The 20,668-nt window shown below is 58.2% G+C and carries 22 protein-coding genes and 1 pseudogene; 12 read left to right on the top strand and 11 right to left on the bottom strand.

The genetic code is table 11. The features are described from left to right. Positions 1-162 precede the first annotated feature (162 nt). The 5 genes and pseudogenes from KHU29_RS11680 to KHU29_RS11660 all read left to right on the top strand — a co-directional run. The gene (locus KHU29_RS11680) at positions 163-1,884 is read left to right on the top strand and encodes an N-acyl-D-amino-acid deacylase family protein (protein WP_211452977.1); all 1,722 of its coding nucleotides are present in this window, start codon (positions 163-165) and stop codon (positions 1,882-1,884) included. Between the two features lie 100 nt (positions 1,885-1,984). Then, the gene (locus KHU29_RS11675; RefSeq protein ID WP_211452976.1) at positions 1,985-2,956 is read left to right on the top strand and encodes a Rieske 2Fe-2S domain-containing protein; all 972 of its coding nucleotides are present in this window, start codon (positions 1,985-1,987) and stop codon (positions 2,954-2,956) included. 115 nt (positions 2,957-3,071) lie between these two features. Continuing rightward, positions 3,072-4,442: a DUF1329 domain-containing protein gene (locus tag KHU29_RS11670; protein ID WP_246541869.1), complete on the top strand. Its 1,371-nt coding sequence runs from the start codon at positions 3,072-3,074 to the stop codon at positions 4,440-4,442. 52 nt (positions 4,443-4,494) lie between these two features. After that, on the top strand, positions 4,495-4,617 hold the full coding sequence (locus KHU29_RS22350) for a hypothetical protein (protein WP_281416112.1): 123 nt from the start codon (positions 4,495-4,497) through the stop codon (positions 4,615-4,617). A 189-nt stretch (positions 4,618-4,806) separates the two neighbouring features. Further along, a pseudogene (locus KHU29_RS11660) lies at positions 4,807-5,097 on the top strand (SDR family oxidoreductase); the annotation flags it as partial. A gap of 93 nt (positions 5,098-5,190) precedes the next feature. On the opposite strand, the gene KHU29_RS11655 reads toward KHU29_RS11660, so the two are convergent. The 4 genes from KHU29_RS11655 to KHU29_RS11640 form a co-directional block, all read right to left on the bottom strand. Next, positions 5,191-5,799, bottom strand: a complete 609-nt coding sequence (locus KHU29_RS11655) for a glutathione S-transferase family protein (RefSeq protein ID WP_211452975.1) — start codon at positions 5,797-5,799, stop codon at positions 5,191-5,193. Between the two features lie 22 nt (positions 5,800-5,821). Further along, positions 5,822-6,775 carry a cupin-like domain-containing protein gene (locus KHU29_RS11650; RefSeq protein ID WP_211452974.1) on the bottom strand — a complete coding sequence of 318 codons (954 nt, stop codon included), beginning with the start codon at positions 6,773-6,775 and terminating at the stop codon, positions 5,822-5,824. A 299-nt stretch (positions 6,776-7,074) separates the two neighbouring features. After that, positions 7,075-7,377 (bottom strand): putative quinol monooxygenase, encoded by a 303-nt coding sequence (locus KHU29_RS11645; RefSeq protein WP_211452973.1) that lies wholly within the window; start codon positions 7,375-7,377, stop codon positions 7,075-7,077. 127 nt (positions 7,378-7,504) lie between these two features. Beyond that, a complete protein-coding gene (locus KHU29_RS11640) occupies positions 7,505-8,530 on the bottom strand; it encodes an NADP-dependent oxidoreductase (RefSeq protein WP_211452972.1) in 1,026 nt (341 codons plus the stop codon). Between the two features lie 141 nt (positions 8,531-8,671). Here KHU29_RS11640 and KHU29_RS11635 point away from each other — a divergent pair, with 141 nt between their 5' ends. From KHU29_RS11635 to KHU29_RS11610, 6 genes are all read left to right on the top strand, one after another. After that, entirely contained in the window at positions 8,672-8,848 is a 177-nt protein-coding gene (locus tag KHU29_RS11635) for a hypothetical protein (RefSeq protein WP_211452971.1), read from the top strand. A 274-nt stretch (positions 8,849-9,122) separates the two neighbouring features. Beyond that, positions 9,123-9,503, top strand: a complete 381-nt coding sequence (locus KHU29_RS11630; protein ID WP_211452970.1) for a VOC family protein — start codon at positions 9,123-9,125, stop codon at positions 9,501-9,503. Positions 9,504-9,828: 325 nt separating this feature from the next. After that, complete coding sequence (locus tag KHU29_RS11625) at positions 9,829-11,049, top strand: helix-turn-helix domain-containing protein (protein ID WP_211452969.1); 1,221 nt, start codon at positions 9,829-9,831, stop codon at positions 11,047-11,049. A 46-nt stretch (positions 11,050-11,095) separates the two neighbouring features. Continuing rightward, positions 11,096-11,791 carry an NHL repeat-containing protein gene (locus tag KHU29_RS11620; protein WP_211452968.1) on the top strand — a complete coding sequence of 232 codons (696 nt, stop codon included), beginning with the start codon at positions 11,096-11,098 and terminating at the stop codon, positions 11,789-11,791. A gap of 81 nt (positions 11,792-11,872) precedes the next feature. Continuing rightward, on the top strand, positions 11,873-12,661 hold the full coding sequence (locus tag KHU29_RS11615) for a DUF899 domain-containing protein (protein ID WP_211452967.1): 789 nt from the start codon (positions 11,873-11,875) through the stop codon (positions 12,659-12,661). Positions 12,662-12,692: 31 nt separating this feature from the next. Beyond that, a complete protein-coding gene (locus tag KHU29_RS11610) occupies positions 12,693-13,280 on the top strand; it encodes a hypothetical protein (RefSeq protein ID WP_211452966.1) in 588 nt (195 codons plus the stop codon). A 10-nt stretch (positions 13,281-13,290) separates the two neighbouring features. On the opposite strand, the gene KHU29_RS11605 is transcribed toward KHU29_RS11610, so the two are convergent. Next, positions 13,291-14,169, bottom strand: coding sequence for a pirin family protein (locus tag KHU29_RS11605; RefSeq protein ID WP_246541868.1), 879 nt, complete (start codon positions 14,167-14,169; stop codon positions 13,291-13,293). A gap of 179 nt (positions 14,170-14,348) precedes the next feature. On the opposite strand from KHU29_RS11605, the gene KHU29_RS11600 reads away from it, so the two are divergent. After that, the gene (locus KHU29_RS11600; RefSeq protein WP_211452965.1) at positions 14,349-15,275 is read left to right on the top strand and encodes a LysR substrate-binding domain-containing protein; all 927 of its coding nucleotides are present in this window, start codon (positions 14,349-14,351) and stop codon (positions 15,273-15,275) included. Between the two features lie 17 nt (positions 15,276-15,292). On the opposite strand, the gene KHU29_RS11595 is transcribed toward KHU29_RS11600, so the two are convergent. From KHU29_RS11595 to KHU29_RS11570, 6 genes are all read right to left on the bottom strand, one after another. After that, positions 15,293-15,544 (bottom strand): hypothetical protein, encoded by a 252-nt coding sequence (locus tag KHU29_RS11595; protein WP_211452964.1) that lies wholly within the window; start codon positions 15,542-15,544, stop codon positions 15,293-15,295. Further along, on the bottom strand, positions 15,541-15,819 hold the full coding sequence (locus KHU29_RS11590) for a hypothetical protein (RefSeq protein ID WP_211452963.1): 279 nt from the start codon (positions 15,817-15,819) through the stop codon (positions 15,541-15,543). The genes KHU29_RS11595 and KHU29_RS11590 overlap by 4 nt, the downstream gene beginning before the upstream one ends. Positions 15,820-16,008: 189 nt before the next feature. Next, the gene (locus KHU29_RS11585; RefSeq protein WP_211452962.1) at positions 16,009-17,532 is read right to left on the bottom strand and encodes an efflux transporter outer membrane subunit; all 1,524 of its coding nucleotides are present in this window, start codon (positions 17,530-17,532) and stop codon (positions 16,009-16,011) included. A gap of 7 nt (positions 17,533-17,539) precedes the next feature. Then, entirely contained in the window at positions 17,540-18,682 is a 1,143-nt protein-coding gene (locus KHU29_RS11580; RefSeq protein WP_211452961.1) for an ABC transporter permease, read from the bottom strand. Next, on the bottom strand, positions 18,679-19,674 hold the full coding sequence (locus KHU29_RS11575) for an ABC transporter ATP-binding protein (RefSeq protein WP_211452960.1): 996 nt from the start codon (positions 19,672-19,674) through the stop codon (positions 18,679-18,681). The genes KHU29_RS11580 and KHU29_RS11575 overlap by 4 nt, the downstream gene beginning before the upstream one ends. Further along, on the bottom strand, positions 19,671-20,657 hold the full coding sequence (locus KHU29_RS11570; RefSeq protein ID WP_211452959.1) for an HlyD family secretion protein: 987 nt from the start codon (positions 20,655-20,657) through the stop codon (positions 19,671-19,673). The genes KHU29_RS11575 and KHU29_RS11570 overlap by 4 nt, the downstream gene beginning before the upstream one ends. Positions 20,658-20,668 lie beyond the last annotated feature (11 nt).

The following is a 20,668-nucleotide window of genomic DNA, read 5'->3' as shown; positions in this document are numbered from 1 at the left end:
CATCGAATCTATTCCCGAAAAATTGATGCCCGCCGACGTTGAACACTTTAGTTTGATCTAAAAGGGATCATTTTATGATCCTTTTTAGAAATAGTCCCGTCAAAAAAAAGCTGGTCCTAAGATAGCCATGCACGATTTAAAAACCACAAAGGAGAGAGACGAATGGCTGATCTGTTGATTCGAGGCGGGACCGTGGTGGATGGCACAGGCGCACCAGGATTCCTGGCAGATGTACGCATGCGTGGCGACACGATTGCAGAAATCGGGCGCAACCTGCCGCACCAGGGCGAGCGCATCTTCGATGCACAAGGATGTTACGTAACACCAGGCTTTATCGAAGCCCACACCCATTACGACGGCACCATGTGGTGGCAGCCGGATCTTGATCCGATGCCCGGTTACGGCGTGACCACAACCATCATGGGCAACTGCGGTTTCTCGGTAGCGCCGGTGCACGAAGACCCGGCAGTGCGCATGGAAATGGTCAAGATATTTTCGTTCTTCGAAGATATCCCGAGCGCGCCTTTTGTCAGCGCGGTTGCCTGGGACTGGAGAACCTGGTCGGCCTATAAAGAATCGCTTGGCAAGAAGGTCAAGGTATCGGCGAATATCGCCAGCTTCGTGGGCCATATCGCTTTGCGCCTGGCGATAATGGGCCTGCAAGCCTGGGACCGGGCCGCGACACCCGATGAAATCGCCCGCATGTGTGGGTTGCTGGAAGATGCCTTGGCGGCCGGCGCGCTGGGCTTGTCCTCCAACTTGCACGACCACGACGGCGATGACCGCCCTGTCCCCAGCCTGTTGGCCGACGATGCCGAGTTCAAGGCGCTGATCACGGTGCTGGATCGTTTCCCGGGAACTTCGTTGCAAATCATCGTCGATACCTTCATGCGCAAGACCGGACCGGCAGAGGTCGATCGCATCGGCCGCCTGTGCCAAGGACATACGGTGCGCGTGCAATGGCTCGGCGTACCGACCTTGCAGTTCCAGAAAGATATCCAGGGGCCGATGATCGAACAGCACGAGCGTTTCAAGAGCGAAGGACGGGATTTCTGGACTGGCTTTACCCATGTTTCCCCGACCTATACCTTGAGCGTCAATCGCTCCCTGATCTTTGCCCAGTCCAACGATTACGCCTGGCATGAGGTCGTGCTGGCCGACACCGAGACCGCCAAACTGGCCCTGTTGCGCGATCCTGAGTGGCGTGCCCGCGCTCGCCATTCATGGGACCACGATGCATGGCGTCACTCGCCGATGGCGCAACCGCAGAATCTCTACCTGCTTAATTCCGACAACGGAATTGGCCCGGTCAAGCTCAGCGTGGCGGCGTATGCAGAGCAGCTCGGTTTGCATGCATCCGACGCGATGGCCGAATGGCTGATTCAGAATGGTCTGCAATCGACGGTACATCTTGCACCATTCGACATCGACGAGGAAATGGTGATCCGTCTGCTAAAAGATCCGTACACAGTGGGCAATATCAGCGACGCCGGCGCACACGGCCAGATGCTGTGCGGCGGGGGCGAAAACATGCGGCTATTCACCCATTATGTCCAGCAGACCGGCGCCTTGACCATTGAAGAAGCCGTCCATGTGCAGACCGGCAAACTGGCCAATCACTTTTCACTGAACGACCGCGGCGAAATCAAAGTCGGCAAACGCGCCGACATCACGGTCTTCCACCTGGACGAAATCAAGCACCGCGAAATGAAGAAGGTGTTCGATGTCCCGGATGGTAATGGCGGCAATATCTGGCGCTGGACGCGCGACCCGGCGCCGGTTCGCCTGACGCTGGTCAACGGCACTCCGACCTTCGACGACGGCAAGTTCACCAAAGCCTTCCCCGGCCAGTTGATCGGCCCCGTTGTGCCGGAATTTGCCTGACCTCGCCGGCTTGGCCTGCACCTTGGTGCAGGCTGCTTATTGAACGCGTCTGAACGCATCGATCAAACAAGATCAACCTAAAAACAGGAGCGGCAGCATCATGTCAAGTATCCAACCCATTCCAATGAAATTCCGCGTACCGGAAATCGCCTTCCCCAGAGGCTGGTACTGCGTCGCCGATGCCCACGAAATCAGCGCCGACACGCTGAAGCCGGTCAGCTACCTGAACCAGCAACTGATTGTCTACCGCACCAAATCCGGCGCTGCCCAGGTAGCCGATGCCTATTGCCCGCATCTGGGCGCCCATCTCGCTTCGCATGACGGCTGCATCGAGGATGGTGCGATTACCTGCCCTTTTCACAAATGGAAATGGGATGGCGAACAAGGCCATTGCGTCAACGTTCCGTACGCCGGCATACCGCAATCGAACAGTCTCAGCCTGACATTGCACCTGACCCGTGAAGTCGACGGCATGGTGTTGATGTGGTATCACCCGCAAGGTGGAATGCCGGATTTCGAGCCGTATGTCAGCACCGCGTTGCAGCAGGATAAGTGGGTGCTGTTCGACACCCGGCAATGGGTCAGCACCAGCCCGTTCCGGGATATTTTCGAGAACTTGTTCGATACCGCCCATATCGTGCAACTGCACGGCGCTGCCAACATGCCGGTGATGCGCAACATGGATCGCAAGCCGCATGGCCTGTTCGTCGACTACCAGATCGACCCCGATGCCGAACAGTTCAGCATCAAGAATCTGGAAGTGAATTTCACCGGCGTCACGACCATTAATCAACTGTTCGAGGGTCAAGGCTGGGCCACCAATTTCGTTATCTCCACCACACCGATCGACAACGAAAGCTTCTTGCAAACCATACGACTGTACGTCAAGGATCTCGGTTCCAGGGAGATCAATGAAATGGTTGGCAAGCCATGGATCGAGCGCTTTACTTTCGAAGTCGAGCAGGACTTCAAGGTACTCAACTACAAGAAACATCTGACTCACCCCAGATTGTGCAGCGGCGACGGGCCGATCTACCAATATCGGGAGTACGCAAAACAGTATTACGCCTGAGCCGGCGACGATAATTGAGGCGCACTCCAGGCAAGCGGATAGTCAGGCATTGCCTGGGACAGCGTTTGGCAATGATTTGAGGTAGAGAATTGAATCGACCAATGGAGGAGACAAATTGATCCATCGCACAACACTCTGTGTCGCACTTGCCTGTATCGCATTGAGTAGCGGATTTGCCGGCCCAGCCAATGCAAAAGGAACTGTGCAGGAAATACAGTCGCTAGGGAATGAACTCACTTGCATGGGCGGCGAAAAAGCGGGAAACAAGGAAGGCACGATCCCCGCGTTCAGCGGCAAATGGACTGGCATACCGCCGGGCGTCAACTACAAGGGGACCGGCAATGCCTATCCGGATCCGTATGCCAGCGAAAAGCCTTTGTTTGTGATCACCGCCAAGAGCATGCACAGCTATGAGGACAAACTTTCAGACGGACAAAAGGCGCTGTTTAAAAAATATCCGGACACTTTCCAGATGCCGGTATATCCAACCCATCGCGATTTCGGCAATGACAATTCGGTGTGCAAGATTGCCAGGGAAAATGCGGCCAAGGCCGAACTGGAAGATGGCGGCACCGGCTTGAATGCCTTGAACGGGGCGCCGCCATTCCCGATTCCAAAGAATGGCCTGGAGCTGCTGTGGAACCATCAACTTGCCTCGATTGTATTTACCTATAACGGCTTGCAGGACCAGGCGGTGGTGTATCCGAATGGTTCGATTGCCTGGGGACGAGTACGTTTTGAAATATTCTCTCCGGCGCTGATGCCGAATGCCCAGAGCAAGACCGACGGCGTCTACGCACACTTCAAAGTGAAGACCTTGCTGCCGGAACGGGACAAAGGCGCAATCACGGTCGGCGTGGAGTACTACAATCATCAGAAAACACCTCGCCTGGGGTACATGTACAATCCCGGCACGCGGCGGGTCCGTCAGTTACCAGCGTATGGCTTCGACATGCCGCAGGGACCAGGCGGGTTCCGCACCATAGACGACGATCGCTTGTTCAATGGATCTCCTGAACGCTACGACTGGAAGATTCTGGGTAAAAAAGAAATGTACGTGCCGTGGGACGCGTACCGCATCCAGGAGCCGAGCGTCAAGTACGCCGATCTTCTCAAGCCGAACCACGTCAATCCGGAATATATGCGCTACGAACTGCGCCGGGTCTGGGTGCTCGAAGCCAAATTGAAGGAAGGCTTCCGTCACCAATACGGGCGACGCGTCATGTATCTCGATGAAGATAGCTGGAACGGCATGATGTCGGATAACTACGATATGCGCGGCCAGCTTTGGCGCGTCGCGATGGTCAATTATTTCTATGCCTACGATGCCGGATCCTACATCAACAGCACCTCGGTTTATCACGACCTGAGTTCAGGTGCCTATATGACCGACAAGATGACTAACACCCAAGCACCGGTCATCAATGCCGACGGCGTCACCGCGACGAATTTCACACCTGATTCGGCGCGCATGGAAGGTTTGTAAACCCCTTGGCGGCGGCTATCGAACCCGTATCGGTAGCCGTCTGGCGCCACAATTGGGTGTCGATCCCACGGTATTGCAACTTGCGACAGAGAGCCGCAACTACACCGCCGTGCCGGTCGATGCCGCCATCATCGCCGAGCAGCAGCAAATCGTCGAAGTGTTCTACAAGCTGTAGCCTGATCAAGACGCAGGTGCAAGTCAAAGAAAAGGTGTACGCCGAAGTCTTGCTGTAACCGTTACAGAAAATATCATGATGCATCTGGCAGCCTTCCTGATTGCCGGCAATGCCGCCCATAGCCAGATGCTGTGGCGCCATCCGGACAGCAGCCAGGGCGGCTTTCTGAAGCTCGACTATTACGCCCGTTATGGGGTGTACGCCGCCACCAAAGCTGCAGTGGAAGCCATGACCAGCGTTCTTGCCAAGGAGCTGCGCGGCAAAAATATCACCGTGAATGCCGTAGCGCCCGGGCCGACCGCTACCGATCTGTTCCTCAACGGTAAGCCGCAAGAACTGGTCGACCGTCTGTCAAAGCTGGCGCCGCTTGAGCGCCTGGGCCAGCCACAGGATATCGCCGCCACTGTCGCCTTCCTGGCCGGCGCCGACGACAGCTGGATCAACGGTCAAATCCTGCGCGCCAACGGCGGCATCATCTGATCGCATAGACCGCAATCAGCAAATTCATTTTTCGATATCTGCGAAAGGAAATAAGCAATCGCCTAAACTCAGACGGGTTTAGGCGAGTATCAATTAAACAGGAAATGGCTGGCGCCAGGCTGGAAGCTCATTGAGCCGGTCATGCCAGCGTTGAACCGCAGGAAAATCACCCAGTGGCAAGTGGGCGACATCGGCATACGGCAACGTCACCGCTACTGCGAAATCAGCAACAGTCAATCCGTCGCCCACCAGAAATTTCCGATCGGCCAGATGGGTATTGAGCACGCCGGCAAAGGTCCTGAAATGTTTTGTCGCCTCCTCCAATTCCTTCGCATCAGCAGCGGGCAGGCCAAACAGAGGCTTGATGACATATTCAAAATACAAGACGGAGGCATGTCGGGTGAAGTGCTGGGAATCCCAGCTGAGCCAGCGCATCACATCGATCTGGCGTTCATCGTGAGGCCACAAGTCGGCTTCCGCCGCATCCGACAAATAACACATGATAGCGCTCGACTCCCACAGCGTCTTGTCCCCATCCTGCAGCACAGGGACTTTGCCATTCGGATTCATGGCCAGGAATTCCGGCGTCCTGTTTTCTCTTTTACCAAGGTCGACGCGGACAAACTCCACCGGCGATTGTAAATAACGTGCGACTGCACAGGCTTTTCTCGGGTTCAGGGTTTCGCAATAGAACAATTTCATATTCGTCTCCGTGATTGAATTTTTATGCCAGATGCTTGTGGCAGATACAGTGTCCCCATCGATACAGATGCATATTGTGCAGCAGATCCTTGGTGGCCGTCGGCACGCCGCTAAGCAGTATCTCCTTGGCGGTCAGGCCGAACACCGCCAGGCTGATCGAAGGTGCCAGCGAAACCACCGCGTGCCAGGTCCGCTTCGGTATGAATAAAGCATCGCCTTCCTCTACTCGCGCATACAACCCTTTAGCTTGTCCCAGCGCGCGCAACTGCTCCGGGTGCTCGTCGAAACGGGCGATATTGATCGTGCTCAAAGTGGCGCCCCAGTCATACTTGTTGGAAGGCTTCATGAACGCTTCTTCCGACGGCGGGAACATGACAAATTCCTTGACGCCGCGCGCCTGGCAAAACCAGTTATTGGGAACGTCGCGATGCAGTCCGGTGTGGGTATTGGCCGGCCCCATGAACACCGATTCCCAAGTCCAGCGCCAGCCCGGCCATAAGCTGCGGATATCGAAATCGCTACGCAGTTGCGGAAAATCTTCCAGGATGCTCCACTGCGCCAGGTAATTGCGATGCGGTGTAAACGACTGCATGTGGGCCCAATTGAGATGGAATTCTTCGCCTGGCTGCAATTGCCGCCGACGCCGGTTCGGCAACAAACCGACCTCTTCGCTCACCGGCTGTGTCGCCAGCGCAGCCAGCTCAAGCAGGTACGGCGCAATCGGCAGCAACGGACGCTCTTGCGTTTCGCCCTGCTCTACCAGGCCGTTCTGGAATTTACGGGTCGGTTCCGAGCCGTCCTTATTGCGCAGTTGAGCCATTTTCTCGAACGACCAATTCTGCTGCACCGGCCAGTTACGCAATGCGCCTTTTACCAGCAAAGGGCTGGTTCTACTGCCGAAGCCGCCAACCTGTTCCAACTGCGACGCATCGATTTCTTCAACCTGTGTGAATGAGGGGCCAAGTATCTGCTTCATATATCTACTTTATATATCTGCTTTATATCGTTGTTGTCTGCAATGCTGCCTGCAATATCAGGCGCCGCGATTGCCATCATCAATTGGGACATAGCGACGTTCACCGCTGCCCGGACTATATTGAACGCCCATCAAGCGGCCTGATTCGATAACCGGAGATGTATTCTGTAGTGACTACGAGCATATGTCATCCTCAAAACGTTGCCATATTTCAATTGTAATTGACTACGGCAAACTGTTTGAGACAAATCTTGGCGCGGAGCGAAAGCCTCAGGTCCTCCAACGGGACGGTGGATTGTTTATCGCGATTGCTTGGCCGCGAGGATGTCGATTTTTTCGATAGCCGGCGGTTGCGAGAACAGTTCAGCCGACCTTGCCATCAATGCCGCTGCAACACGCCCCGTGAGATGGGCCTGGCGCCCTGCATCGTCTGAGAAGGTGTCGAAAATACCGTACGTCAATGGCCCCAGCTTGATGGCATACCAGGTTGTGGTCGCCGGTTCCTGTTGCACAACGGCCAAGCCGTCGCGCAGGAAAGCTTCAACATCGCTCTCTTTTCCGGGCTTAACTTCCAGTCGAACGAATAAACCTACCGTAACCATGATCGACCTCCTTTGAAGATACAAATGCCGGGCACATTTCAGGAAGGCAAGGTCAGTACGTCAAATGGACCGACCCTGCAGAATGTTCAGTCTAGCCACGCGACGGCACAATGCAATGTCAACGCGGTTAGACCCGGACCAGCAATTTACCGATATTTTTCCCTTCGAAAAGACTGTTGAGTGCCTCGGGCAGTTGGTCGAAGCCATCCACATAGGTCTCTTGAAACACGATCTCACCGTTTTTCACCCACGGCGCCACGACAGCCAGCATCTCATCCATCCGATTGGTGAAATCGCGCGCCAGGATGCCCTGGATGGTCGCCCGCTGGAATAGCATGTGTTGCAAGAAGCGCGGACCCATGTCAGGCGTATCCAGGCCACCGTCATACTGGCTGATAGCGCCGCAGATGATAATGCGGGCGCGCCGCTTGATCAGTGGAATGACGGCATCGGTAATCACCCCGCCGACATTGTCAAAGTAGATATCGACGCCGCCGGTAGCCGCTTGAATTACCGTGCTGAGAGCTGCCGGCGTGGTATGCGCGCGATAGTCGACTGCGCCATCAAGTTTCAGCGTTTCAGTCAGGAATTTGCATTTTTCAGGGCCGCCGGCGATACCGATAACCCGGCATCCTGCCCGCTTACCGAACTGCGCAACCAGAGAGCCAACCGCACCGGCAGCTCCCGACACCAGCAAGGTGTCGCCAGGCCGTGGGCGGCCAGCTTCGGTCAAACCGAACCAGGCAGTCCGCCCCGGCATGCCAAGCACACCCAGCGCAGTCGACACCGGGGCCGCGCCTGGATCAAGTTTAGTCAACTCGCTATGATGGCAGCGGGCATAGAGTTGCCAGCCGCTGTATGCCGAGACCCAATCGCCAGTCTGGAACAAAGGACTGGCGGAAGCCACCACCTCGCCCACCACACCGGCGCGTTGGACGATACCTAGCGGATGCGGCACGTCGTAGGTATTACGCTCGTGCTGCTGGATGCGGATATAGGGATCGACGCTGACGATCCGGGCCCTCAGGATCACTTCGTTAGCGGACAGATTGCCGTCCAGTTCGTTTTCACGCAACGCATAGTGTTCGTGGCTGACACGTCCTTCCGGACGTTTGACGTAAATCCATTGCCGATTCTGGTAGTTGTTTTGCATGTTCGAAGCTCAGTTGCCTTTGGTCTGCCAGTGTAGCCAAATTGTGATGATTGCGTCGACTTGGCCCACGCATCGGCCACCGACTGGAACAAATTGTGTATAAATGTTGCAAAATAGAAATCACAATGACAGGGATGCAGCATGAAGAATTTCATCAGCATAGCGATATCTGCTTGCCCGGCAAATCACCGAAATATCACGGCGATACGCTTGGCCATTGCGCATCATCGCGATGGCCAAGCCGCATTGACCGGCCTCATCGTCACCATCACCCGCAGTTCCACCGCTCAAATCCCCATAGTTTGTCGTCTGCCTTGACCTCCGAGATAATGCCCGCGGTTTCCTCCCTCGATGCTTGTCCGACGTCTGCCCTGCGAGCTTAGCCACGTTTCGCTCAACCTGCGCCTGTGGGCAGCCATCGTACAACCCTTAACACGAGCTGCCGGCCACGTATGTGACCCGAAAGCAGTCAGTCAGACGCCTCAGGTGTATATTCATATCGTAAATTCTGGTTTGCTGCTTTTCACGGATATTTGGTGGTTTTTGTCTACAGCGTCGTTAGGCGCCAAAGGAATTGTCTGGGGGAATGAGCATGAGCGAGAACGATCTGCGGCCTCCGGTCTGGGTGGGACACGTTGTCCTGGAGACGGATCGACTGGACGAATCTGCTCAGTTCATGCGCACGATCGGCATGCGGCCCGTGTATCAGGGACCGGAAGTGGCCATCTTTGAGCTGCGTGGAGGAACGCATCTAATCCTTATGCTCAAGAGCGAGGTAGTTCCAGGCAACGCCCCATTCGACTTAATGGTTGATGATATTCGTCTGGCTCACCAACTCTTTACATCGCAGGGGCTCGCCCCCACGCCAATCGAGGCCATGCCGTCCATCGATCACGAGATCTTCCGGGTCAGTGAGCCGGCCGGGCATGTCATAACCATCTTCTCAAGTCATGTATCAGGCAGGCCAGTGTGAGCACAGCGTTGGCGCTTAACCTAGGCGTTAAACGTCCGCTTTCGTCAGCCATGACCAACTGGATTGGGTCGGATGCTACCCGTCGCAGCACAGCCAATTTTGCCTGAAAAAGATTGCAAGCCGACATTTAATGCTTTGTTTTGAACCCGGAGCCGCCATCGAGCACTTCGGATTCGACCGCCAAAAAGCAGATGCTCAATGTCTCGATCACGGTCCAAGCCTGGACTGCATGTTCAACGCCAATCCAATCTCTGGCCGCGCGCCCTAGTGCCCGAAAGCATCACAAACGCGGCATGACATCAGCGCGGCAGTGTATCCTTTCAGCATGGATTCCCTGATCGCCGCCTCCGCGCGGGCCCTCGCCTCAGGCGACGCGCTCGGCGCCCTCAAACGCGTCGCCCTGCGTGACGACCCGCCGGCGCTGGCCTTGCGCGGCATTGCCATGGCTCAGCTCGGCGAGCATCCGCGCGCCCGTGAGCTTCTTCGGCGCGCTGCTCGTGGCTTCGGCGCCCACGAGGAGCTGGCGCGCGCGCGCTGTATCGTTGCCGAAGCCGAGGTGGCGCTGGCCGTGCGTGATCTCAGCAGCTCGCCCCGTTCTCTGGCAGCGGCCTTGGCCACGCTGGAGGCTCACGCCGATCACGCCAACGCACTGCAGGCGCGGCTCATTGCGGCGCGCAGGCTCTTGCTGCTTGGCCGCCTCGACGAAGCCGAAACGGCATTGGCACAGCTCGATACACGTGGCCTGCCGCTGTCGTTGACGGCGGTGGCTGAACTGACTGCGGCGGAGCTGGCGTTGCGCTCACTGCGCATCGAACCTGCACGGGCGGCGCTCGCCCGTGCGCACGAGGCGGCCGGCCGCGCACGCGTGCCGGCGCTCCTGGCCGAGGTGGCGGAGGCATGGACCGCACTCGATCGCCCCGCCGCCCGGCGCTTTTTCGCCGACGGTGAGCAAACGCTGCGCCTCGACGAGGTCGCAGCGCTTCTAGCCTCCGACACGTTGGTAGTCGATGCCTGCCGTCGCGGGCTGGGCGTCGGCGCCGCCTGGCGGCCGCTGGCGCGCCGGCCAGTGCTGTTTGCATTGGCGCGCGCGCTTGCCGAGGCGTGGCCAGGCGATGTTGATCGGGAAGCCTTGATCGCGTGTGCGTTCCACACCCGCCACCCCAACGAGTCGCATCGGGCGCGCCTGCGGGTAGAGCTCGGCCGTCTGCGCGCGCTCGTCACAGAGCTGGCGCAGATCGAGGCCACCGCCCGCGGCTTCGTTCTCAAGCCGCACGGCGAGCGCCCCGTTGTCGTGTTGGCCCCTCCCATCGACGGCGATCAGGCATCGCTGGCGGCATTGCTTGCCGATGGCGCGGCTTGGTCGACCTCTGCCCTGGCGCTGGCCCTTGGGGCCAGTCAGCGCACCATCCAGCGCGCGCTGGTCGAACTTGAGGCCGCCGGACGGGTGCGCTCGATCGGGCAAGCCCGGACGCGTCGCTGGCTGTCGCCGCCACTGGCGGGATTCACGACAATCTTGTTACTCCCCGCTACGCTCCAAATGGAATAGAGTTCTCTTACGGCGCCGATCCGAAGCGCGCCATAAGGAGCCCGCAATGACCAGCAAGACCAGTAGCGCAAGCAAAACCAGTAAAGACAGACCCCAGGCAACAGCACGTGCAGCCGAGATCGTCCGTGAATATGGCCCCTTCCCGGGCGCCGACAATGTAGCCGGCGTGACGCACGATGGCCAACGCGTCTGGGCCGCCACCGGGGCCACGCTGATCGCCTTCGATCCCGCCAGCGGCGAACCCACACGCACACTCGAGTGCCCCTGCGACGCCGGCACCGCCTTCGACGGCACCTACCTCTACCAGATCGCCGAGAAGCGCATCGACAAGATCGATCCTGCCAACGGCAACGTGGTGGCCTCCATCCCCGCGCCCGGCCACGGCAACGATTCGGGGCTCACCTGGGCCGAAGGCAGTCTGTGGGTGGGCCAGCACCGCGACCGCAAGATTCACCAGATCGATCCGGCGACCGGCGCAATCATCCGCACCATCGAATCCAACCGTTTCGTCACCGGCGTGACCTGGGTCGACGGCGAGTTGTGGCACGGGACATGGGAAGGCGACGAGAGCGAGATCCGCCGCATCAATCCAGAGAGTGGCGCAGTGCTCGAACGGCTGGAGATGCCGCGCGGTGTCGGCGTCAGCGGGCTCGAGTCCGACGGCGCAGACCTCTTTTATGCCGGCGGTGGACCCAGCGGAAAGATTCGCGCCGTACGACGTCCAAAAACAGTCCGCTCTTGAACGCTCGTCACCCCGCCACCAGCGCCGTCGGACCGGCGCATTGAAAAATTTCTAACGGCTCTTGGAGCCAAGGAGCACATCATGAATACCACTATTGCCGAAGCACATATCGCGAACCATCCCGTCGTTTCCAGCGACCGCTGGCTGAAGGAGCGCAAGGCGCTACTGGCCCGCGAAAAGGAACTGACGCACCTGCATGACCAGATTGCCCGTGAACGCCGAGCGTTACCGTGGGAGCGCGTCGAGAAGGACTACGTCTTCGATACGCCAGAAGGCCGGCGCACGCTGTCCGACCTTTTCGAAGGCCGCCGCCAACTGCTGGTGCAGCACTTCATGTTCGGCCCGGGATGGGAGCAAGGCTGCCCGAGCTGTTCTTTCATGGCAGACCACACCGACGGCATGAACGTGCACCTGGCGCATCGCGACATCACGCTGATCGCCATTTCGCGCGCACCGCTGGCCGATATCGAGCGCTTTCGCCAACGCATGGGCTGGCAGTTCAAGTGGGCGTCCTCGTATGACAGCGATTTCAATCACGACTTCAACGTCAGCTTCACGCCAGAAGAAATGGCCAAGGGCGAGGTCTACTACAACTACGGCATGCAGTCGTTCCCGGCCGAGGAGGCGCCCGGCATCAGCGTGTTCTACAAAGACGACGCAGGCGAAGTCTTCCATACCTACTCGACCTTTGGCCGTGGCGTAGAGGTCATGCTGGGGGCGTACAAAATGATAGACCTCACGCCCAAGGGCCGCGACGAGAACGATGTGCCTCACAAAATGGCATGGGTGCGCCACCATGACCGCTATGAAGCAGGGGCGATCGCGAAGCCGGCTTCGGTTGCCGGTTCATGCTGCGATGGCCACGTCTGAAGCGCGAACTGCCTGAGCCCGGGAGCACATCATGTTGAGTCTTTGGCCATGGCTGGCGGTGGCAGGAATCGGTGCCCTTCACGGGCTGAATCCTGCTACCGGCTGGATGCTTGCCGCCGCCTGGGGCGTGCAGTCGCGTGATCGGGCGCAGGCATTGCGGGCTTTGGTGCCGATCGCGGCCGGGCACGCCGCATCGGTCGCGCTGGTGGCCGCCACGGTGGCGTTTGGCCTGGCGATGGATCGCGTCGTGCTGCAAGCGCTGGCGGGCGTGTTGCTGGTTGTCGTCGCGGTATATCATCTGTCGGGCCGCAAAGCCAGGCGAGTCCGGATGTCGGCAGGTCATGCCGGGCTGGCGCTCTGGTCCTTCATGATGTCCACCGCGCACGGTGCCGGATTGATGTTGGTGCCGGCGTTGATTCCGCTTTGCATGGGGAACACGCCGGCCCGCGAAATCACTGCATCCGGCTCATTGACGCTGGCACTCGCGGCCGTGGGCGTTCATACAGCGGCGATGCTTACCGTCACCGGCGTGATCGCCTCCGGGGTCTGCCGCGGCTTCGATGCCGGCGCCGGCTTGTTTCAAGGTCTCAAGAAGAAGTCGCCTTCAGCACCGCGTTGAAGGAATTATCTCAATCTGCGCCAGCAACGGCTTGGGAAGGTAATTCCAGCCGCCCGAACTCGCCACGCTGATAAGCCTGGAGACGATCGTTCATTTGCTCCCGCGTATTCATCACAAACGGGCCATGCTTGACCAGCGGTTCGTTAAGAGCCGGTCCGGACAGGATGACGAAGTGCGCTGCACCCGCCGCCGCCAGCGTGAGCGTTGTCGCTCCGCCGATGCCTATCGCGCTCGCCTCCACCAACACCTGCCGCGTGGCATCGCTGCCAGCGCTCAGGGTTAACCGGCCCTGCACGGCGTAGACCATGGCGTTCCAGCCTGCTGGCACGGAATGTTCAAAGAACGCGCCTGCCTCCAGAAAACCATCCAGCAGCGTGAACGGTTCCGGCAGGGCCGCCGGCGAAACCACTCCCTGAGACTCTCCCGTCACCACCCTGACCCGCACACCGGCAGCGCGGAATTCAGGTATGTCGGCGCTATCCACGTGCACCGCTTGTGGATCGATAAGCTTCTTCCCGGCAGGCAGATTGACGAAAATCTGCAAGGCATGCACATGCGGATCCTTGCCTTCCGGCTGCTCGGTATGCACCGCCCCGCGGCCGGCCACAAACCAGTGCAGGTCGCCTGGATGAATCGGTCCCTGGTTGCCGAGCGAATCGTAATTCACGTGCGGGCTGGTGGAATCCTCAAACATATAGGTCACCGCCGATATGCCCGCGTGCGGATGCGGATCGAAGGTTGGCGCGGTCATGTGGAAGTGATCCAGCATGACCACCGGATCGAGCAGGCCGTGGAATGCGTTTTCTGCAAAATGTTTGGCATGGAAACCATGGCCGATTTCCATGTCATGGCCGGCAACGATTTCCGAGATACGCAATGTGTTGTTCATGTGATTCTCCTGTGGCTGAAGCGATTCTGCTTATCTTGCGGTGCTTTCTTGTGTGTTTTCCTGACTGAGATGGATTATGAACTTGCAACGATTAGAGAAAAAGGCGCAAAATGACAACTTATCGTTTCGCCAGTGGAACGATGAATTTTAGCAGCCGCGTAATCGGCAGCAATATTCCTATGAACCCTCTATCTATCGACCTGAACGACCTCTACCTGTTTCACCAGGTAGTGGAGCGGCACGGATTTACAGCGGCAGGAGACGCCCTAGGCATCCCGAAATCGCGTATCTCGCGCCGGATCACGCAGTTGGAGGCGCGGTTAGGTTCGCGGCTGCTGCAGCGCACTTCCCGCCGCATGAGCCTGACCGACGCCGGCCAGGAGCTTTATCGGCATTGCGTGGCGATGGTTGCAGAAGCGCAGGCCGGCGAAGATGCGGTACGCAAGCGCCTGGATCAGCCAACCGGGGTGGTGCGGGTCAGTCTCCCGGTAGCCATCGCCGACATCGTGTTGGCAAAACTGCTGCCGCGCTTCATGCAGATCTACCCGAAGGTGCGCCTGATGGTTCAGGCCAGCAACCGCAGCGTCGATCTGATTGAAGAAAATATCGATGTGGTGGTGCGCGGCCTCGGCGCTGCACAGGAATCGTCGAGTTTGATCCAGGCCAACCTCTGTTCGGTACGCTGGGCGTTGGTAGTAAGCCCGTCTTACCTGGCGCAAGCTGGCTCGATCGACAACCTGGAGAGCCTCGCCAAGGCAGATACCCTGCTCTACGGATCGATCAACGAAGCCGAAGCCGCATGGCGCCTGCTCGGCCAGGATGACGCACGTCACCATATACCGGTCAGCAAACTCAGATTGCAAACCGATAATTTATCCATGCTCAAGGAAGCGACCCTGGCCGGCATGGGCGTGTCCGGGTTGCCGCTATATGCCTGCACCGCGGAACTGGCAGCCGGCACATTGAAAGTGGTGCTGCCGGAATGGCGGCCGAGGGCCGGCCACCTGGTGGTGCTGTTTCCTTCACGCCGCGGCCTGGCTCTGGCGGTGCGGGCGTTTGTGGATTTTCTGAAATCGGAATTGCCTGGCTTGCTTGAGTTTGAATGATATTGGAAAACTACCCATCAAGACTGGATTAAATTTTCATCATCGGTGATCCATCCTTTGCCCTTCGCACAGGACACTTCGGCGTATCGATCTGCTTTCCCGTATGAGTATTGTCCTTTGGCGCAAATATCACCCTTGTTTATGACAAAGGACTTTGGCCCATTGACGCTCGAATAAACTTGAATGTCTTTTACCGCAAGCCAATTTCCACTTGGCGTTTCGCTGCAACCTAGTATAAGCATTGAACAAATCATAAATAAGAATTTCATTTACTTTTCGAGTAAAAATTGATCTTCTGCAGTCGCTTCGATTTCTTTAGGGCCGTCGCCATGTCCGCAGGTGTGGGTATGACCGTCCATCTCGGATCATAGGCAATGATGCCGATTGTCCCCAGCACTTCTGAAGCATTGGATGAACAGCTATTCATTGCCAAATCGTATGTTTTATTGCGAGTTTTTCTTTCTAATATTTCTGCAACAAGACGTTCTTTATCTTCTGGTGAAGCGCGAAGCACATACCCAACCGTATCACGATCCACCCACAAGAAGTAATTTGCGCATCATCTTCCATCACTCCTTTTAAGATTGCTTATTCATCAATTAAATAAGGCGACTATAAACGCGGGGATTAGGAGGATGCAAGCGATATATTGTAATTTTGATACCGCATGGATAGCAGTTGCCAATGATTGGCGAAAGCGCAACATAGCGACGCCTCATTTATTGCTACGCCATCATTCGCAGACTTGAATACAATCCGCCCCTGCCGCCGGCAGATTCCACCAGCCGCCGCCCAATGCCTGCAGCAACGCGGCCGTGTCGGTAAACCGCGCCGCTTGCGCAACCGTCCGATCCAGATCGGTTTGCATCCGCTGGCGCTGGGCGTCCAGCAAGCTGAGATGGCTGACGCCGCCGGCCTCATACTGACGCTGCGTGATCGCCAGGCTGTCTTCGGCGTTCTCGGCTGCCTGGGTTCTTGCCTGCAGGGTTTGAGCGTCGTTTTCCAAGGCCCGCAAGGTATCCGCCACCTGCTGCAACGCTTGCAATACTGTCTGCTGATAGCCTGCTGCGGCGGCATCGTAGGCGGCAACCACCGAGCGTTTTTTCGCGCGCAGTTCGCCGCCATGGAACAACGGCTGCATCAATTTGATACCGATGCTCCAGACATTCAAGCTATTGGCAATATCAGAGAGACGCGTCTGCTCCGCCCCCACGCTGCCGGATAAGGTGAGTTGCGGATAGAGATTGGCCGTGGCCACCCCGACCTGTGCACCGGCCTGATGCAGCGTCGCTTCTGCTGCACGGATGTCGGGACGCTGGCGCGCCAGCGCTGACGGCAAACTGAGGGGCAAGGTAGCCGGCAGCGTCAGCGTATTCAAATCCAATGGCTGCAGATCGACCTGGGCCGGCGCTTTACCCAGGTAAACAGCCAACTGATGGCTGACCTGCGCCAATTGCTGCCTGAAGGACGGCAACGCGGCTTCGCTCTGCGCTACCAATGCGCGTTGGCTTTTCAGATCCCGCTGGGCGATACCGCCGGCGGCAAACCGCTGCGCCATGATGTCGAGCTGCTGGCGCTGCAGCTGCAGCATTTGCTCGCTGCTGACGATCTGGGCATGCAGCGAGGCTTGTCTGATGGCCGCCGTCACGACGTTGGCGGCAAGCGTCAATCGTGCCGCTTGCAGCTCATCGGCCTGATACTGCACTTGCGCCTGCAAACCTTCGAGCATGCGGGTGTTGGCGCCGAAAGCGTCTACGGTATAAGTCACATTAACCGCTGCGTTATACAGCGTAAACGGCCCGGCCTGCGGCACACTCGGAATGCCGAGCGCCGCAGTATCGATCTGCTGGCGTGTATTACCCAGCTGCAGGTCGACTTGCGGATAACGGCTGGCGCCGGTCTGCCCGTTCAGGGTTTCGCTGGCCTGGCGCAAAGTGGCTTTGGCCTGCGCCATCAAAGGACTGTTGGCAAGCGCCTCACGTACCAGCGCGTCCAGCTGCGGCGAATGAAACAAACTCCACCATTGCGCCGGGATATCCATGGCGGGATCAAACCGTTGGGTGGCGCCGCCCGCGCCTGGGCTTGCCACGGTCGCCGTGACCGGAGTGCCCGATGTGTACTGCTGCACAACTGGCCCTGCAGGCGTTTGGAAATCCGGACCGACTGTACAGGCGCTTAGCGAGCCAGCGATAGCCGCCAACAGCAAAGGCAGCCAAAACGGCTTCCTGCGCACGCGATTCACATGGTGTCTCTTCACGATATCCTCAATCCAGCGTACGGCGATAAAAGCGCAGCGCAATCCCCATCACGATCAGCGTGAAGAGCATCAATGGCCAGACATTGGGCCAGAGATCGATCCAGCCGTTGCCTTTCAGCAGAATGCCGCGTATCAGCCGGTTGAAATACGTCAGCGGCAGCAGGTTGCCGATGAATTGCGCCCATTTCGGCATGCCTTGGAACGGAAACATGAAGCCGGACAACAGGATGTTAGGCAGGAAATAGAACATCGTCAGCTGCATTGCCTGCAGCTGATTCTGCGCGATCGATGACAGCGTGATGCCGACGGTCAGGCTGGCTGCAATAAACAACAGCGCAGCCAGATAGATGGCAACCACGCTGCCGGCAAACGGTACATGAAACATGAACCGCGCGCCGAGCAAGATGATGCTGGCCTGGATCAGGCCGATGGCGATATACGGCATGATCTTGCCGGTCATGACTTCAATCGGCGAGACCGGCGTCGCCAGCAGGTTTTCCATGGTGCCGCGCTCACGCTCGCGGGTCATCGACAAGCCGGTCATCATCACCATCGTCATCGACAGGATGACGCCCATCAAGCCCGGCACGACGTTGTACTGGGTGACGCCTTCCGGGTTATACAAACGCTGGACCTGCACATCGAAAGCCGGCTTGCCGCCATTGAATTTTGCCAGCGCGCCTTGCAAATCCTTGTTTGCCACCGATTGCACCAGTTGCGGCAAGGCCGCCAAGGCCATGCCGGTGGCGGTAGGATCGGTGGCGTCGGCCTCTACCAGTAGCGCCGGCCGTTCGCCGCGCAGCAGGTTGCGGGTAAAGTCGGCAGGAATATTCAGGACGAACAACACTTTCCCCTGCGCCAGCGCGGTGCGGCCAGAAGTTTCGTTCGGCAGCTCGGCGACGATATCGAAATAATCGGACGCTTTCATGGCGGCGATGAAGGTACGCGTAAATTCGCTGTGATCGGCACTGATGATGGCGGTCGGCATGTGTTTCGGATCGCTGTTGATGGCAAAACCGAACAGCAGCATCTGCATGATGGGAATCACCGTGATCATGCGCACCGTGACGCGATCGCGCATCAGTTGCAGGAACTCCTTGAGGACGATGCTCCACCAACGAGAGAGGGATAGCCCCGCGAACCGGCTCATGGCTGGTCTCCGAAATTGTCGGCCGAGCGGTTCATCATGTAGATGAAGACATCTTCCAGGCTGGTGTCGATCAACTCCATGCGCAGATCCTGTCCCTGCGTCATCTGGCGCAGGGTTTTCTCCAGCAGCGCGGCGTCTTTGCCGCATACATGCAGGGAGGTGCCGAACACCACCAGCTGATCTACCCCGGGCTGATCGTGCAGTTGCTGCGACAAGCCGACCAGTTTGTTATCGTTAATATCGCCGTTGCGGCTGTTGTAGATGGCCCAAGTAGTCAAGCCTTGTCCAGCCGCCACTTCGGCAGCCGTGCCTTGCACCAGCAGCTTGCCGTAGGCAAGATACGCCAGCTTGTGGCAGCGCTCGGCCTCATCCATGTAATGGGTGCTGACCAGGACACTGATGCCCTCGGCTGCCAGCCGGTGCAGCTCTTCCCAGAAATCACGCCGCGCCGCCGGATCGACACCGGCGGTTGGTTCGTCCAGCAACAGCAGTTGCGGCTTATGCAACATGCTGGCGGCCAGCGCCAGCCGCTGTTTCCAGCCGCCGGACAGAGAACCGGCCAGTTGCTTGGCGCGGCTGCTCAGCCCGAGTTTTTCAAGGCTCTGATCGACCACTTCCTTGCGGTTTTTCATCTCATAGATCCGGGCCACAAAATCCAGGTTTTCGCGGATGCTGAGATCATCCCAATAAGAGAATTTCTGCGTCATGTAACCGACCCTGCGCTTGATCTGGTCGCTTTGCTTGATGATATCGAAGCCGAGGCAGGTGCCGTGACCCGAATCTGGCGTCAGCAAGCCGCACATCATGCGGATCGAGGTAGTCTTGCCGCTGCCGTTAGGACCGAGGAAACCGAATATCTCACCGCGCCGCACCTGCAGTGAAAGATCTTTCACCACATGCTTGTCGCCAAAGTGTTTGTTGATGCGATCGACATCCACCACCAGATCACCGTTGGCAATGTCAGCACCGGCACCGGTGTTTGCTGCTGTCATGGCAATCTCACTTCAACCGGTTGCCCCGGATGCAGTTTGAGCGCATCGGCCGGCGCCGGACGCGCCTCGATCATGTAGACCAGTTTGGCACGCGACTGATTGCTGTAAATGATGGGCGGGTTATATTCAGATTCGGTCGAGATGTAGGAAATGTGCGCGGCCACCTTAGCCTCGCAACCATCGCAGCCGAGCGTCACGGCCTGGTTCAGCTTGAACCGGCCGAGCGTGGTTTCCGGCACGAAGAAACGGATTTTCACGTTTTCCGGCGGCAGCATGCGCAGCACCGGATTGCCGGCCGCCACCCATTCGCCTTCGCGATACATGGTGTCGAACACCAGGCCGCTACGGGTTGCCGTCACTGTCTTTTGCGCCAGCTTCCAGTCAGCCTGCTCCAACACCGCCTGCGCCGCCGCAACCTGTGCCTGTTGGGCACGGATCTGGGCGTCGCGACTGGGCAAACGGTCCACCGCCAATTGGCTTTGCCACTGCCTGACCTGTGCCGCCGCAGTCTCGGCTGCGGCACGTGAATCATCGAGTTGCTGTTTAGCGATGCCGCCGGCCTGGAACTGTATCTGATCGCGGCTGAGCTGTAGCGCTGCCTTGGTGGCTGTGGCCCGGGCCTGTGCCAGCTGCGCCCGCGTGACCTGCTGCTCCTGTGGACGCTTGCCGCTCTGGATATCCGCCAGCTGTGCCTGTGTCGCATTCAGCTGGCGTTGCGCCTGCCGCCGGGCAGCGATTTCATCGCCCGATTCCAGCATGAACAATGGCCCGCCCGACGCCACCTGCTGCCCGCGCTGGACCGACAGGTGATCGAGACGGCCGGCTTGCGACGAGGCGACATACACATACTCACCTTCCACATAGCCCTGCCAGTCGTTGTCGTTATTCGGCGTGCATCCTGCCAACGCCAGATAGCAGAGAGACGCGATCACAAGGACTGAAGATCGCTGCAACCGCTTGCCAAGGCTATGCGACGTAGACATGGAATTTGTCC

Source organism: Collimonas antrihumi (genome assembly GCF_018304965.1).
GTDB classification, from domain to species: domain Bacteria; phylum Pseudomonadota; class Gammaproteobacteria; order Burkholderiales; family Burkholderiaceae_D; genus Collimonas; species Collimonas antrihumi.
This window is presented reverse-complemented; position numbering and strand designations above follow the sequence as displayed.